This is a genomic window from Pseudomonas sp. Marseille-Q1929 (genome assembly GCF_017316265.1).
Classification (GTDB): domain Bacteria; phylum Pseudomonadota; class Gammaproteobacteria; order Pseudomonadales; family Pseudomonadaceae; genus Aquipseudomonas.
On the sequence record NZ_JAFLWU010000027.1, the window covers coordinates 68,210 to 82,849 of the forward strand.

The 14,640-nt window shown below is 59.9% G+C and carries 14 protein-coding genes; 2 read left to right on the forward strand and 12 right to left on the reverse strand.

Annotated elements, in window-relative coordinates; translation table 11 throughout:
• Window positions 1-46: 46 nt before the first annotated feature.
• From J1G37_RS23720 to J1G37_RS23775, 12 genes are all read right to left on the reverse strand, one after another.
• Window positions 47-1,354, reverse strand: a complete 1,308-nt coding sequence (locus J1G37_RS23720) for a CitMHS family transporter (protein ID WP_207045688.1) — start codon at window positions 1,352-1,354, stop codon at window positions 47-49.
• Window positions 1,355-1,748: 394 nt separating this feature from the next.
• A complete protein-coding gene (locus tag J1G37_RS23725) occupies window positions 1,749-3,710 on the reverse strand; it encodes a DUF4105 domain-containing protein (protein WP_207045690.1) in 1,962 nt (653 codons plus the stop codon).
• On the reverse strand, window positions 3,707-4,027 hold the full coding sequence (locus tag J1G37_RS23730; protein WP_192298225.1) for a DUF2388 domain-containing protein: 321 nt from the start codon (window positions 4,025-4,027) through the stop codon (window positions 3,707-3,709). The genes J1G37_RS23725 and J1G37_RS23730 overlap by 4 nt, the downstream gene beginning before the upstream one ends.
• A 39-nt stretch (window positions 4,028-4,066) precedes the next feature.
• Entirely contained in the window at window positions 4,067-4,372 is a 306-nt protein-coding gene (locus J1G37_RS23735) for a DUF2388 domain-containing protein (RefSeq protein WP_017736005.1), read from the reverse strand.
• A gap of 80 nt (window positions 4,373-4,452) precedes the next feature.
• Entirely contained in the window at window positions 4,453-4,773 is a 321-nt protein-coding gene (locus J1G37_RS23740; protein ID WP_124527107.1) for a DUF2388 domain-containing protein, read from the reverse strand.
• A 136-nt stretch (window positions 4,774-4,909) separates the two neighbouring features.
• Entirely contained in the window at window positions 4,910-5,083 is a 174-nt protein-coding gene (locus J1G37_RS23745) for a DUF1127 domain-containing protein (RefSeq protein ID WP_207045692.1), read from the reverse strand.
• A 268-nt stretch (window positions 5,084-5,351) separates the two neighbouring features.
• Window positions 5,352-5,567 carry a DUF1127 domain-containing protein gene (locus J1G37_RS23750; protein ID WP_012721550.1) on the reverse strand — a complete coding sequence of 72 codons (216 nt, stop codon included), beginning with the start codon at window positions 5,565-5,567 and terminating at the stop codon, window positions 5,352-5,354.
• Between the two features lie 318 nt (window positions 5,568-5,885).
• Entirely contained in the window at window positions 5,886-7,379 is a 1,494-nt protein-coding gene (locus tag J1G37_RS23755; RefSeq protein ID WP_207045693.1) for an acetyl-CoA hydrolase/transferase family protein, read from the reverse strand.
• 179 nt (window positions 7,380-7,558) lie between these two features.
• Entirely contained in the window at window positions 7,559-8,995 is a 1,437-nt protein-coding gene (locus tag J1G37_RS23760; RefSeq protein ID WP_207045694.1) for an NAD(P)(+) transhydrogenase (Re/Si-specific) subunit beta, read from the reverse strand.
• A complete protein-coding gene (locus tag J1G37_RS23765; RefSeq protein ID WP_003233786.1) occupies window positions 8,995-9,315 on the reverse strand; it encodes an NAD(P) transhydrogenase subunit alpha in 321 nt (106 codons plus the stop codon). The genes J1G37_RS23760 and J1G37_RS23765 overlap by 1 nt, the downstream gene beginning before the upstream one ends.
• 15 nt (window positions 9,316-9,330) lie before the next feature.
• Window positions 9,331-10,452, reverse strand: coding sequence for a Re/Si-specific NAD(P)(+) transhydrogenase subunit alpha (locus J1G37_RS23770; RefSeq protein ID WP_207045695.1), 1,122 nt, complete (start codon window positions 10,450-10,452; stop codon window positions 9,331-9,333).
• A 452-nt stretch (window positions 10,453-10,904) separates the two neighbouring features.
• The gene (locus J1G37_RS23775) at window positions 10,905-11,804 is read right to left on the reverse strand and encodes a LysR family transcriptional regulator (protein ID WP_207045696.1); all 900 of its coding nucleotides are present in this window, start codon (window positions 11,802-11,804) and stop codon (window positions 10,905-10,907) included.
• Between the two features lie 158 nt (window positions 11,805-11,962).
• Between J1G37_RS23775 and J1G37_RS23780 the strand changes: the two genes are divergently transcribed.
• Both J1G37_RS23780 and J1G37_RS23785 read left to right on the forward strand, forming a co-directional pair.
• Window positions 11,963-13,144, forward strand: coding sequence for an acyl-CoA dehydrogenase (locus J1G37_RS23780; RefSeq protein ID WP_207045697.1), 1,182 nt, complete (start codon window positions 11,963-11,965; stop codon window positions 13,142-13,144).
• A gap of 12 nt (window positions 13,145-13,156) precedes the next feature.
• A complete protein-coding gene (locus J1G37_RS23785) occupies window positions 13,157-14,377 on the forward strand; it encodes a CaiB/BaiF CoA-transferase family protein (RefSeq protein ID WP_207045700.1) in 1,221 nt (406 codons plus the stop codon).
• Window positions 14,378-14,640 lie beyond the last annotated feature (263 nt).

Here is a 14,640-nt window from a genome sequence, read left to right on the forward strand (position 1 = left end):
TGTTAAACCGCGCAAGCTGCAGCGCCGCGCGGTTGAGTTGGTACGATTATAGAGTGCTGAACAGCGGAATAATCCCCATCAGCAAAGCGGCGACCATTATGCACAGGCATACCAGCACTGCCCACTTGAGGGTGAAGCGCTGGTGATCGCCAAATTCGATACCCGCCAACGCGACCAGCAGGTAAGTGGAAGGTACCAGCGGGCTCAACAGGTGCACAGGTTGCCCGACGATCGACGCACGGCCCATTTCTGCGGCAGTGATGCCGTAGTGGCTGGCGGCTTCGGCGAGGACGGGCAGTACGCCGTAGTAGAACGCGTCGTTGGACATGAAGAACGTGAACGGCATGCTCACCAGCGCGGTGATTACGGCCAGGTATGGGCCCAGCGCGTCAGGGATGACGGCCAGCAGGCTCTTGGACATCGCATCGACCATGCCGGTGCCCGACAGGATGCCGGTGAAGATACCCGCGGCGAAGATCAGCCCGACTACCGCCAATACGCTGCCGGAGTGGGCGGCGACGCGGTCTTTCTGCATTTGCAGGCACGGGTAGTTGACGATCATCGCGATACTGAACGCCACCATGAACAGCACTGGAAGTGGCAGCAGGCCGGCGATCAGCGTGCACATCAGGGCCAAGGTCAGGGCGCCGTTGAACCAGATCAGCTTCGGACGACGGGCGTCCGGGAATTGCGACACGCTGATTTCGCTGTGGTCGATTTCGTCGCCTTGCAGGTGCAATTCACCCAGGCGTGCACGTTCGCGCAGGCCGTACATGTAGGCAATCACCAGGATCGCGACGACGCCGGCGGCCATCGCCGGGATCATCGGCACGAAAATGTCCGAGGGGTCCACATGCAGCGCACTGGCGGCACGGGCGGTCGGGCCACCCCAAGGCGTCATGTTCATCACGCCACCGGCGAGGATGATCAGGCCGGCCATGATCCGCGGGCTCATGCCGATGCGCTGGTACAGCGGCAGCATGGCGGCCACGCAGATCATGTAGGTGGTGGCGCCGTCACCGTCGAGGGACACGACCAGAGCCAGCACGGCGGTGCCGACCGAAACCTTGAGCGGGTCGCCCTTGACCATCTTGAGGATCTTGCGCACGGCCGGGTCGAACAGGCCGGAGTCGATCATCAGGGCAAAGTAGAGAATGGCGAACATCAGCATCACGCCGGTTGGCGCCAGCTTGGTGATGCCCGCAAGCATCATCGGGCCGATGTCCGGCGCGAAACCGCCGAACAGCGCGAACAGGATCGGCACGATGATCAAGGCGATCAGCGCAGACAGGCGCTTGGTCATGATGAGGAACATGAACGTGATGACCATGGCAAAGCCAAGGAAAGTCAGCATAGGAATACTCCAGGCGTAGCGCGGCTAGGGAATGGCGAACCGGGTGGGGCTCAGCGCAGAACGAAAGGCACGAGGCGTACGGGGGGAGTTGGAGCGAACAGGCGGGTACGGACGGACATCGGGAATCACCATTGTTGTTGTGTACAGCCGGTCTGGTGCCGGCAGTTGGAGGCGATCCTAGACGGGAAAGCTTTCAGCTAGCTTTCGCTGGGAAAACAGGTGTAGGTGGGAAGACACCCGGTCGTCAGATTTGTGGAGATCCAATGTGGGAGCTGGCTTGCCTGCGATGGCGGTGTGTCAGCCAGCACATGTGGCATTGATCCACCGCTATCGCAGGCAAGCCAGCTCCCACACAAGCCAGCTTCCACATTCGAGGTGTGTTTGCAGAGAGTTCTTAGGGGAGTTCGAGGCCGCCGGCGGCTTTGTGCAAGGCCCTTAGATGCTCACCCACCTGCTTGAGGTTGGCCTCACACGCCGCAATCTCATCAGCCCGGGCCGGATCCAGCAGCGCCCTCACCTCTTTATCCAGGTCGCCGGTCAGCGATTGCAGCTGTTTCTGGCGTTCGGCGCTTTCCGATTCCAGGCGTTTGGCTTCCGACGGTTGCGGCAGGCCGTAGCCGCCGCTGCCGAGCAGTTCTGCCGGGCGGCTGAGGAAGCCGCTGTTGGCGAGGATTTGTTGCAAGGTGTTGTTGGCCTTCTCCATGCCGCCGTTTTTCAGCTCGCGGGCGCCCAGGTAGCGTTGTTTGACTTCGTCCTGGGCGAGCATCAGTTGTTTGCGGTAGCTCGCCTGTTCCAGCAGCAACAGCGCGGCGCTGGTGCGCAGGTCGGCCTTGTCGAACCAGGGGCGGCGCTCGGCGGCGCTGAGGGACAGCCAGTCTTCGACCTGGGTCTGCTTGATCGGCAGGTGTTTGCGCAAGACGTCGAACATCGCCTGGTAGCGCTCGCGGAACGAGTCGAAGTGGTAACCCAGGCGCAGGGCGTTGCGTTTGTCGTCAAGCACGCTGGTGTCGGCCAGGCCACGGGCGCTCAATACTTCGAGCAAGCCGTTGGGGGTGATGTTGTCCAGGCCGGTCAGTTGCGGGTTGGCGCTGCCGCTGCGCAACAGTTTCAGGCTTTCGACTGCGCAATTATTGGAGATGAAGAAGTAGTTGCCGTCGTAGCTCCAGTGCATCTCGGCGGCGTGCTCGACGGTGTCGTTGATTTCCTGGCGTGACAGTTTCAGCGGCACCGAGGCCAGGCCGCGCAGTTCGGTCTTGGTGTATTCGTCGATCACCTGGGCCAGCGGCAGCACGAACAGCCGTGACGGGTATTTGCCGACCAGGCCATCCCAGCTCGACAGTTGTACGTCACCGACAAAAGCGCGGTAGGACAACACCAGGTGCTGGTCCAGGTCCAGCCGGCAATCCGGCCCGCGTGGGCGGCCGGGCGCGCAGATCACCAGGCGCAACATGCTGTGGCCCCAGCGGCTGACCAGGTTCTGGTTGGCTTCGGCCAGCAAGTAGTCGATCTCGTAGACCCGTTCCGGGTCGATCTGGCCGAGGGGCGTCTTGGCGAAGTCGTTGCCGGCGTTCAGGAAGGCGTAGGTCTTGGCGCAGGCGTCTTGTTGCGGTGGTGCCCAGCCGAAGTGTTCCTGGTAATAGCGGAACAGCGCCGGGCGGCGGCAGGCGTAGCTGGGGTCGAGGAGGAAGTACTCCATGTTGACCGCGACGAATTCCAGCGGGCTGGTGGTTTCGTAGATGTCCGGGCTGCGGGCGACCTGGCGGTTGTGTTGTTCGCGCTCACCGCGACGGCCGACGTATTGCGGCCAGCCGGCGAGGTCCAGCAGGCGCGGGTCGTCGCTAAGGGTGAAGCGCCGGCCATTCTGGCCACGGCATTGGTCGGGCAGGCCGATCAGGCCGGTGAGGTTGTTCTGGCGGCTGCACCGGTTGATCAGCGCACGGTCGTTTTTGGACCACAGGCGTGCACGGTCATAGATGTGGGTCAGTTCATGCAGCACGGTGGCGAGCATTTCCCGGCGCACGGTGCCGTGGGGTCGGTTGGTTTTCTGGGTGGCGGCGCTGCCGTCGGTGAGGCTGGCGAGCAGGTTGCTGTTGAGGTCCAGCTCGGACACCAGGGAGGCTTGGCCGTAGGCATTCTCCGGCATCTTGTCGGTCCAGCCGACATCGATACGCCGGTCAAGCTGCTCGATAAAGCGTGGCGGCAGTGCTCGCATCGCCTCGTCGAGCAAGGCCTGGCTGGCTTGCTGCTGCGCCGGGCTCAAGCCGTCGGTCTTGAGCCGCAGTTGCAGGCTGGCCTGGGCTGCGCCTGCACTGAGCAGGACAGTCCACGCCAGGAGCCAGGCGGTGAGGCGCCTCACAGAGCGAGGATAGCTTCGGCGAGGGTCTGATCGCTGGCGTCGCGGGCTTCGGGCACGCGGGTACGCAGGGTGTCAAAGGCGGCTTCGAGTTGTGCGCCACGGATCTCGCCGTTGCTGGCGACGAAGCTGGCGGCGTCGTCGTGGGCTTCGCGGACGATTTTCGAGTCGCGGATGGAGGTGGTAGTGTCCGAGGTGAAATCAATGGTGCGGCCGGAGGCGCGAACAATGATGTTACTGGTGGCCACCAAGGTATGCGCCTGGGCAACGTCGGCCAACAACAGCAGGCCTAGGGTGGCGGCGATCAGCGGGCTACGCATGGAATAACTCCGATTACAAAGATGGAAATACAAAGATGATTATTGGACGAGAATTGCTTGCGCCAGTTCACGGTCGCTGGCGTTAAGTTTCGGGTGGCTGCGGCGCAAGTCATCCAGTGCGGATTCCAGGCGTGCTCCGCGCCATTGGCCGTCAGTGGCGATGAACGCAGCGGCGTCATCCCTGGCGGCCACGATTTTTCTATCGAATGGCGCGGAGGTCACCTTGCTGGTGGCGTACGCGCTAGCGACGGTACCCTGGGTGGTCACGTCAAAGGCCGAAGCCAGTGGCGACCAACAGGCGGAAAATACTAAAGGGGCGATGAACAGGCGGTATGAAAAAGCCATGGGACTCGACAACTGAAAACGAGCGCCAAGGCTAGCGCAATGCCCCGGCGAGAGCCAGCGCCGAGGCATGCGGCCGGTAGTTAGATGGCCAGGATGGCTTGGGCCAGTTGGGCGTCAGTCGCGGTGTTCAGTTGCGGCGCTTGTTGGCGAATCTGGGCCAGGGCGCTTTCCAGTTTCACACCACGGATCGCGCCTTCGCTGGCGACGAAGCTGGCGGCGTCGTCACGGGCGGCGCGCACGACCTTGTTGTCGCGCAGGGACGAAGTGGCATCGGAGGTGGCGTCGGAGGTGGCTTTGAGCGCGCCGACGATCGAGTCAGTGGTCACGATCAGGCTGGTTGCGTTGGCGTTGGCAGCGATTGCCAGCAGGGCGGCAGCACTCAGCAGACGAAGACGGGACATGGGGTAACTCCTGTAGATGAACGGATAAGGTGGCGCAAGGCAGCCAATGTGGATCAGACGCCCGTACGACAAGGTTCGCCACGTAGTGGCTGGATATTAAGCCGCCGCTTATCCGTTCGGAAAGCCTCTTGACCGTCTAGTCACGCCAGAACGGCTTGGCCAGCTCGGTCATCCGATCAGCGGGGCTGATACCGAGGTCAGACAGTTCACGATGATCAAGCTGCGCCAACTGGCGCCGTTCGTGGGCTTGGCGTGCCCATTTGGCAAGGGTGGAGAGCAAGCGTTTATAGACAGAAGTGTAGGTATCCATGGTTGGCGCCTTTCTTTCATGAGGTCCTGGAACACCATGTTGGGCGAGTCGCTGTGACCGATACAGATACACCAATGCTAAATTGTACTGCTTAACTGTTTGATTTTTTAAACTGTACCGCTCTGTGCGCAGGGCTACTGTTTTTACCGCCGAGCAGCCAAATCCCGGAAACAACAAAGCCCGCCTCCGGTCTCCCGGGGCGGGCTTTGTTTTGACAAATCAGGTTGCTGGCGGTGGACCCGGCAGGTCAGGGCCAGCGAGCGCTAAATTAGCGCCAGAACGGCTTGCTCAGCTCTTCGTAGCGTTGAGCTTCGCTGATACCAGCGTCAGCCAGCAGACGCGAATCCAGGCGAGCCAGTTGGTGGCGGCTGGAGATGCGGCGCTGCCACAACATCAGGTTGGCGATAACGCGCAGAGGCAGGGAAGCCTGGGTGTTTACAGCTTTTTCTTCGAAGAACAGTTCGGAACTGAGTGTACGTTCCATGATGACATCCTTCCGCTTGTGGCGGGATTAGGTAGTGGTTTAACTGATGCCAATGATCCTCCTCCTGCGCAAGACTCTCTAGATACAGTTCACCTGTATTGTGAGGGGCCAGTTAACTGTTTAAGGGGGCTGTACTGTACTGAAATGGGGCAACTGTACCTGTCCGCACTGAAATGGTGCTAAATAGGCATTTTCGGCAGGGTGTGTGGGATATTTCGGTAGGAAATGACCGGTACAGCAGTACAGTTTTTGACAGAAGTGACGGTGACAACGCCGGGCTGATGAAACTGTATTTGCATCAGCCCGGATCTGTATCAATTACGCCTTGAGCATATGCCCGGTTTCTTCCAGGTTGATGTGCCAGCTCAGGGCTTCCCGCAGGATGTGCGGGGTGTGCCCGCCGATGGCGCAGGCCCTGTCGAAATAGGTGTTCAACGCATCGCGGTATGCCGGGTGTACACAGTTATCGATGATCACCCGCGCGCGTTCGCGTGGCGCCAGGCCGCGCAAATCTGCCAGGCCGACTTCGGTCACGAGGATATCGACGTCATGCTCGGTGTGGTCCACATGGCTGACCATCGGCACCACGCTCGAAATCGCGCCGCCCTTGGCGATCGACTTGGTCACGAAGATCGCCAGGTGCGCATTGCGCGCGAAGTCGCCGGAGCCGCCGATGCCGTTCATCATCCGCGTGCCACACACGTGGGTGGAGTTGACGTTGCCGTAGATATCGAACTCCAGCGCCGTGTTGATCCCGATAATGCCCAGGCGCCGTACTACTTCCGGGTGGTTGGAGATCTCTTGCGGGCGCAGTACCAGCTTGTCCTTGTAGTGTTCCAGGTTGCCGAACACGTCAGCATTGCGGCGCTCCGACAAGGTGATCGAACTGCCCGAGGCGAAGCTCAGCTTGCCGGCGTCGATCAGGTCGAACGTCGAATCCTGTAGCACTTCCGAGTACATGGTCAGGTCTTCGAACGGTGAGTCGATCAAGCCGCACATCACCGCGTTGGCGATGTTGCCGATCCCGGCCTGCAGCGGGCCAAGCTTGTTGGTCATGCGCCCGGCGTCCACTTCCTGCTTGAGGAAGTTGATCAGGTGATTGGCGATGCCTTGGGTGTCGCTGTCAGGCGGCGTCACGGTAGAGGCAGAGTCGGCTTGGTTGGTGATGACGATGCCGACGATTTTCTCCGGCGGGATCGGGATCGCGGTGCTGCCGATGCGGTCATCCACCTTCACCAGCGGAATCGGCGTGCGGGTTGGCCGATAGGTCGGGATATAGATGTCGTGCAGCCCTTCCAGGTTCGGGTTGTGCGCCATGTTGATCTCGACGATCACTTGTTTGGCGAAAATCGCGAAGCTGGCCGAGTTGCCCACGGAGGTGGTCGGCACGATGTGGCCTTGCTCGGTGATCGCGACGGCTTCGATGACCGCAATGTCCGGCAGCTTGAGCTGGTTGTTGCGCAGTTGCTCGACGGTTTCCGACAAGTGCTGGTCGATAAACATCACTTCGCCCGCGTTGATCGCCTTGCGCAGGGTGCTGTCGACCTGGAACGGCATGCGACGGGACAGCACGCCGGCTTCGGTCAGTTGCTTGTCCAGGTCGTTGCCCAGGCTGGCGCCGGTCATCAGGGTGATTTTCAGCGGCGACGTCTTGGCGCGCTCGGCCAGGGCGTGGGGCACGGCCTTGGCTTCACCGGCGCGGGTGAAGCCGCTCATGCCGACGGTCATGCCGTCTTCGATCAGTGCGGCGGCGTCTGCCGCGCTCATGACCTTGTCTAACAACGAAGGCAAGCGGATGCGATCACGGTACATGGATTCTTATCTCAGGCTACGGAAGCAAGGTGCGCAGTTTAGTGATTTCAAAAAAATTCGGCCCGCTACCATGGTCGAATGCCGGGCAGCGATTTAGAGCCTTTGGTCGGGTTTCATGCAGTAATAAAAAACCCCAGCCTACAAGAGGCCGGGGTTTCGAGTATTGCGTTGTGGCAGTGTTACTCGACGGCTTTGACCATATCTTCGATGACCTTCTTGGCATCACCAAAGACCATCATGGTTTTGTCCAGGTAGAACAGCTCGTTATCCAGGCCGGCATAACCGCTGGCCATCGAGCGCTTGTTGACGATGATGGTCTTGGCTTTGAACGCTTCGAGGATCGGCATGCCGGCGATCGGCGAGTTGGGATCGTTCTTGGCGGCCGGGTTGACCACGTCGTTGGCGCCCAACACCAGCACCACGTCGGCCTGGCCGAACTCGGAGTTGATGTCTTCCATCTCGAACACCTGGTCGTAAGGCACTTCGGCCTCGGCCAGCAGGACGTTCATGTGGCCGGGCATGCGGCCAGCTACTGGGTGAATTGCGTATTTCACGGTGACGCCGCGGTGGGTCAGTTTCTCGGTCAGTTCCTTGAGCGCGTGTTGCGCTCGCGCCACCGCCAGGCCGTAGCCCGGCACGATGATTACGGTGTCGGCGTTGGTCAGCAGGAAGGTCGCGTCGTCGGCCGAGCCGGACTTCACCGGGCGTGCTTCTTTGGAACCGGCTGCGGCACCCGCATCCGGCGCATTGCCGAAACCGCCGAGCAGTACATTAAAGAAGGAGCGGTTCATCGCCTTGCACATGATGTACGACAGGATCGCGCCGCTGGAGCCCACCAGGGAGCCGGCGATGATCAGCATCGAGTTGTTCAGCGAGAAGCCGATACCCGCCGCTGCCCAGCCGGAGTAGCTGTTGAGCATCGACACCACCACCGGCATATCGGCGCCGCCGATCGGGATGATGATCAGCACACCGAGCACGAAGGCCAGGGCCAGCATCAGCGCGAAGGCGGTGAGGTTGCCGGTGAACATGAACGCCAGGCCCAGGCCCAGGGTCAGCAGGCCGAGCACCAGGTTGATCTTGTGCTGGCCGCCAAACTGTACCGGTGCGCCCTGGAACAGGCGGAACTTGTACTTGCCCGACAGCTTGCCGAACGCGATCACCGAACCGGAGAAGGTGATGGCACCAATGGCCGCGCCGAGGAACAGTTCCAGGCGGTTACCGGCTGGGATCGAGTCGCCGAGGTGTTTGACGATACCCAGGGATTGCGGCTCAACCACGGCGGCAATGGCGATAAACACCGCGGCCAGGCCGATCATGCTGTGCATGAACGCCACCAGCTCCGGCATCTTGGTCATTTCCACGCGCTTGGCCATGATCGAACCGGCGGTGCCGCCGACCAGCAGGCCGACGATCACGTAGCCGATACCGGCGGTTGCGAGTTCAGCACCGAGCTTATAGATGAGGCCCACGGTGGTGAGCACCGCCAGCGCCATGCCGAGCATGCCGAACAGGTTGCCGCGACGCGACGTGGTCGGGTGCGACAGGCCTTTAAGGGCCTGGATGAAGCAGATCGACGCGATCAGATACAGCGTCGTTACCAGATTCATGCTCATTACTTCTGCACCTCTTCTTTAGCTTTGGGCGCTTTCTTCTTGAACATCTCAAGCATCCTACGAGTAACCAGGAAGCCGCCGAACACGTTCACTGCCGCGAGCGCCACGGCCAGGGTGCCCATGGTCTTGCCCAGCGGGGTCACGGTGAGGGCGGCGGCCAGCATGGCGCCGACGATCACGATCGCGGAAATCGCGTTGGTCACCGCCATCAGCGGTGTGTGCAGCGCGGGCGTCACGTTCCAGACCACGTGGTAACCGACATAAATCGCCAGCACAAAGATGATCAGGTTGTAGATACCGGGGGAGATAAGCTCTTCCATCGTCTGAATCCCTGCTTAGGCGTTTTTGCGGATGACTTGGCCGTCGCGGCACATCAGGCACGCGGCGACGATGTCGTCTTCGAGGTTGATTTCAAACTGCCCTTCCTTGGTGAAGACCAGCTTCAGGAAGTCCAGCAGGTTGCGCGCGTACAAGGCCGAGGCATCGGCGGCGACAGCACCGGCGAGGTTGGTCGGGCCGCAGATGATCACGCCGTTTTCCACCACGACCTGGTCGGCGACGGTCAGCGGGCAGTTGCCACCTTGGGCGGCAGCGAGGTCGATGACCACCGAGCCGGGTTTCATCTGCGCGACGGTCTCGACGCTGAGCAGGGTCGGTGCCTTGCGGCCCGGGATCAGTGCCGTGGTGATGACGATATCGGCTTGCTTGGCGCGTTCATGCACGGCCAGAGCCTGGCGCTGCATCCAGCTGGTGGGCATGGGGCGCGCATAACCACCGACGCCGACGGCGCATTCGCGTTCTTCATCGGTCTCGTAGGGCACGTCGACGAACTTGGCGCCGAGGGACTCGATCTGCTCTTTCACCGCCGGACGCACGTCAGACGCTTCGATCACCGCACCCAGACGTTTCGCCGTCGCGATGGCCTGCAAGCCAGCAACACCCGCGCCGAGAATCAGCACGCGCGCGGCCTTAACGGTACCGGCGGCGGTCATCAGCATCGGCATGAAGCGCGGATAATGATGAGCGGCGAGCAACACGGCTTTATAGCCGGCGATGTTGGCCTGGGAGGACAGCACGTCGAGGCTTTGGGCCCGCGAGGTACGCGGCGCAGCTTCGAGGGCAAAGGCGGTGATACCGCGCTCGGCGAGCTTGGCGATGGTTTCGTTGCTGAACGGGTTGAGCATGCCCACCAACACGGTGCCGCTTTTGATCAGCGCAAGTTCGCTGTCGCTGGGGGCTACCACCTTGAGAATCAGCTCGGCGCCAAACGCATCGTTGGCACTGCCAATGGTTGCGCCTGCCGCTTCATAGGCACTGTCCGTGATGCTGGCTTTAATGCCGGCGCCGCTTTGAACAGTGACCTTATGGCCCTGGCCGATCAGCTTCTTGATGGTTTCCGGGGTGGCAGCCACCCGCGTTTCACCGGTCTGGGTTTCGAGAGGAACACCAATGTGCACGTCAAATCTCCTGCATGATCTTTTTGCTTTTGATCTTTTTGTAAAAAGGCCAGTGCGCCGTGAGTGGCGCATCTGGGGCGGCCGATCAGCACGATCCCGCTGAAATGACAGCGGGGCGCGGCATTTTGCAGGCGAACTTTACGGCCTTCAAGGGATTATGACGGGTGACGAAAAATTAACTACAAGTCACCCTGTGACTGATTGTCGCAACACTCTGAAATAACCTCTTCAAATACATGGGTTTAAAGGGCTGTAGGCATTTCTCGGGTGTTTTTCCATTGCTGGTGTGAATAGTCGCGCATTGACCTGTAAGCGTCGCTGAAGGCCGTGAGAATCATGGCTTTGCGCCGTATTTTGAGCCGATAAGTACAGTCTGCTTAAATGCGACATATACGTATATCTGTAGGATCGCAATTTGTCTGACTACAAAGTCAACAATGTCATTTCAGCCTTTAAATACTGGGGCTATAGCGCTGTGATTGATCGATCAGCCAGTCCCTGAACGCGTGCAGCGAGGCGGATTCGACTTTTCTGTCAGGAATCATCAGGTAATAGGCCTTCGCGCTGGTCAGTACCTCAGGGCTTGCGATCACCAGTCGCCGCTCATCCAGTTCGCGTTGAATAAGGAACGGTGGGATCAGCGCGATGCCCATGTCATGCATGGCGGCTTGGGACAGCATCGAGAATAGCTCGTAACGCGGGCCTGTCATGTCGCGGGGCACGTTCAATTGCTGGGCGTCGAACCATTGGCGCCATGCGTAGGGTCGGGTGGTCTGCTGCAGCAATGGCAGCTGCGCGATCTCCTGAGGGGAGAATTGCGTGCGGTTGCCCAAGAAGTGTGGGCTGCACACTGGGACAGGGTTTTCTCCCATCAGTCGGTGGGATTCTGTACCGGACCAATCGGCATCACCGAAGTAGATCGCGGCGTCGAAGTCGGTGTCGGCAAACAGGAACGGGCGTGTGCGGTTCGTGAGGTTGACCGTGACTTCCGGGTGCTGGTGTTGAAAGTCCTTGAGGCGGGGGATTAGCCATTGGGTGCCGAATGTCGGGACCACGGCCAACTCGATGACGTTGGCGCCCTGCTGCCCCATCACGGACAACGTGTCGCGTTCCACGGCATCGAGTTGGGTGGCTACGCGACGGCTGTAGGACAACCCTGCCTCTGTCAGCTTTACCCCGCGCCGTGAGCGCCGAAACAGCTCGACACTTAAAAACTCCTCAAGGCTGGCGATTTGTCGGCAGATGGCACCTTGGGTGATCGAAAGCTCGTGCGCCGCCTTGGTAAAGCTCTCGTGGCGGGCCGCCGCTTCAAAACTGACAAGGGCGGTGGTGCTGGGGATTTTTCTACGCATGTACCTTGTCCTCACATGTAAATCGTATGGGCGCAGCTCTTGAGCGTTTCGGAGTGAGAAATTAGCACAACCCTATGCGGAAACCTCGTTTGCCCTCCTCGTTCGCTCGGCCTAGGCTCCATGCACGACTTCTGATTTATCTTTGCGAGGACTTATTCATGGCTGGCAAGGCAAGCTTCAACTGGATCGATCCACTGTTGCTGGATCAACAGCTCACCGAAGAAGAGCGCATGGTGCGCGACAGTGCTGAGCAATTCGCCCAGGACAAGCTGGCGCCACGGGTGCTTGAAGCCTTCCGCCATGAAAAGACCGACCCGGCGATCTTTCGCGAGATGGGCGAGACCGGCTTGCTGGGGGCGATGATTCCCGAGCAGTACGGTGGCAGCGGCTTGAACTACGTCTGCTACGGGTTGATCGCACGTGAGGTGGAGCGTGTCGATTCTGGGTACCGCTCGATGATGAGTGTGCAGTCTTCGTTGGTTATGGTGCCGATCAATGAATTTGGCACTGAGGCTCAGAAGCAAAAATATCTGCCGAAGTTGGCCTCGGGTGAGTGGATCGGTTGTTTCGGTCTGACGGAGCCAGATCACGGTTCCGACCCGGGTGCGATGATTACTCGTGCGCGTAAGGTCGACGGCGGCTACAGCCTGACGGGCGCCAAGATGTGGATCACCAACAGTCCGATTGCCGATGTATTTGTCGTCTGGGGCAAGGACGATGCGGGGGATATCCGTGGGTTTGTTTTGGAGAAAGGCTGGAAAGGCCTGAGTGCACCGGCGATTCACGGCAAGGTAGGCCTGCGTGCGTCGATCACCGGCGAAATCGTCATGGATAACGTGTTTGTGCCAGACGAGAACATCTTCCCGGATGTCCGCGGCCTGAAGGGGCCTTTCACCTGCCTTAACTCTGCGCGCTATGGCATCTCCTGGGGGGCGTTGGGCGCAGCCGAGTTTTGCTGGCACACCGCTCGCCAATACACCCTTGATCGCCAGCAGTTTGGTCGGCCATTGGCGGCGACCCAATTGATTCAGAAGAAGCTGGCCGATATGCAGACCGAGATCACCTTGGCCTTGCAAGGCTGCCTGCGGTTGGGGCGGATGAAGGATGAAGGGACGGCGGCGGTTGAAATCACGTCGATCATGAAGCGCAACTCCTGTGGCAAGTCCTTGGATATCGCACGGATGGCGCGGGATATGTTGGGCGGCAACGGTATCTCCGACGAGTTTGGCGTGGCCCGTCACCTGGTCAACCTGGAAGTGGTCAACACCTATGAAGGCACTCACGACGTGCACGCGTTGATTCTGGGGCGTGCGCAAACCGGTCTTCAGGCGTTCTATTAATAGGAGCACGGCATGGGCGCGCTTTCGCATCTGCGGGTACTGGATTTATCGCGAGTGCTGGCGGGGCCTTGGTCCGGGCAGATTCTTGCGGACCTTGGGGCTGAGGTCATCAAGGTCGAACGACCGGGTAGTGGTGATGACACCCGGGCGTGGGGGCCACCCTTCCTCAAGGATGCCTATGGCGAGAACACCAGCGAGGCGGCGTACTACTTGTCGGCCAACCGCAATAAAGAGTCGGTGACCATCGACTTCACGCGACCCGAGGGGCAGAAGCTGGTGCGCGACCTGGCGGCCAAGTCCGACATTCTGATCGAGAACTTCAAGGTTGGTGGTCTGGCGGCGTATGGGCTGGACTATGAGTCGCTCAAGGAGATCAATCCAGAATTGATCTACTGCTCGATCACCGGCTTTGGCCAGACAGGGCCTTATGCCGGGCGTGCGGGCTACGATTTCATGATCCAGGGCTTGGGTGGGCTCATGAGCCTGACTGGACGCCCCGAGGGTGATGAAGGCGCTGGGCCGGTAAAGGTTGGCGTGGCGTTGACTGACATCCTCACGGGGCTCTATTCGACTGTGGCAATTCTGGCCGCGCTGGCGCATCGGGATCATGATGGTGGGGGGCAGCATATCGATATGGCGCTATTGGATGTGCAGGTGGCCTGTCTGGCTAACCAGGCGATGAATTACCTGACGACGGGCGTAGCGCCGAAGCGCTTGGGTAATGCGCATCCGAATATCGTGCCGTATCAAGACTTTCCTACGGCAGACGGCGATTTCATCCTGACCGTAGGTAATGACGGGCAATTCCGTAAGTTTGCCGAAGTGGCTGGGCAGCCACAGTGGGCGGATGATCCGCGCTTCTCTACTAATAGAGTGCGGGTGGCCAATCGTGCGGAGCTGATTCCATTGATTCGCCAGGCGACGGTCTTCAAGACGACGGCTGAATGGGTGGAGCAGCTGGAGCAGGTTGGTGTGCCTTGTGGGCCGATCAATGATCTGGCGCAGGTGTTTGCCGATCCCCAGGTCAAGGCGCGTGGCTTGGCGATGGCGTTGCCCCATGCGTTGGCGGGGATGGTGCCTCAAGTGGCCAGCCCTATACGGCTGTCCAAGACGCCGGTGGAGTATCGGAGTGCGCCTCCGCTGCTGGGTGAGCATACGGCTCTGGTGTTGCGTGAGGTGCTTGGTTTGGGGGAGGCGAATGTGGCTGCTTTGAGAGAGGCTGGGGTTATCTGATACCTCTCTTCTATATAGAAGGAACTGAATTGGTGGTTTTTTAATCAATTTTATCTAATTGATAGAAAAACCAAATTAACGGTTGACGGCAGATTTCAGATGTCTATAATTCGCCCCACTTCCGGCGCAGTCGAAGCGGAAAACTCCTTGGTAAACAATGAGTTATGTAGGTTTCGGCAGCAGGTGCTTCAGTTCATCGAAGCCAGAAAGAAGTTGAAAAAGAGGTGTTGACAGCAGCGTGTAACGCTGTAGAATTCGCCTCC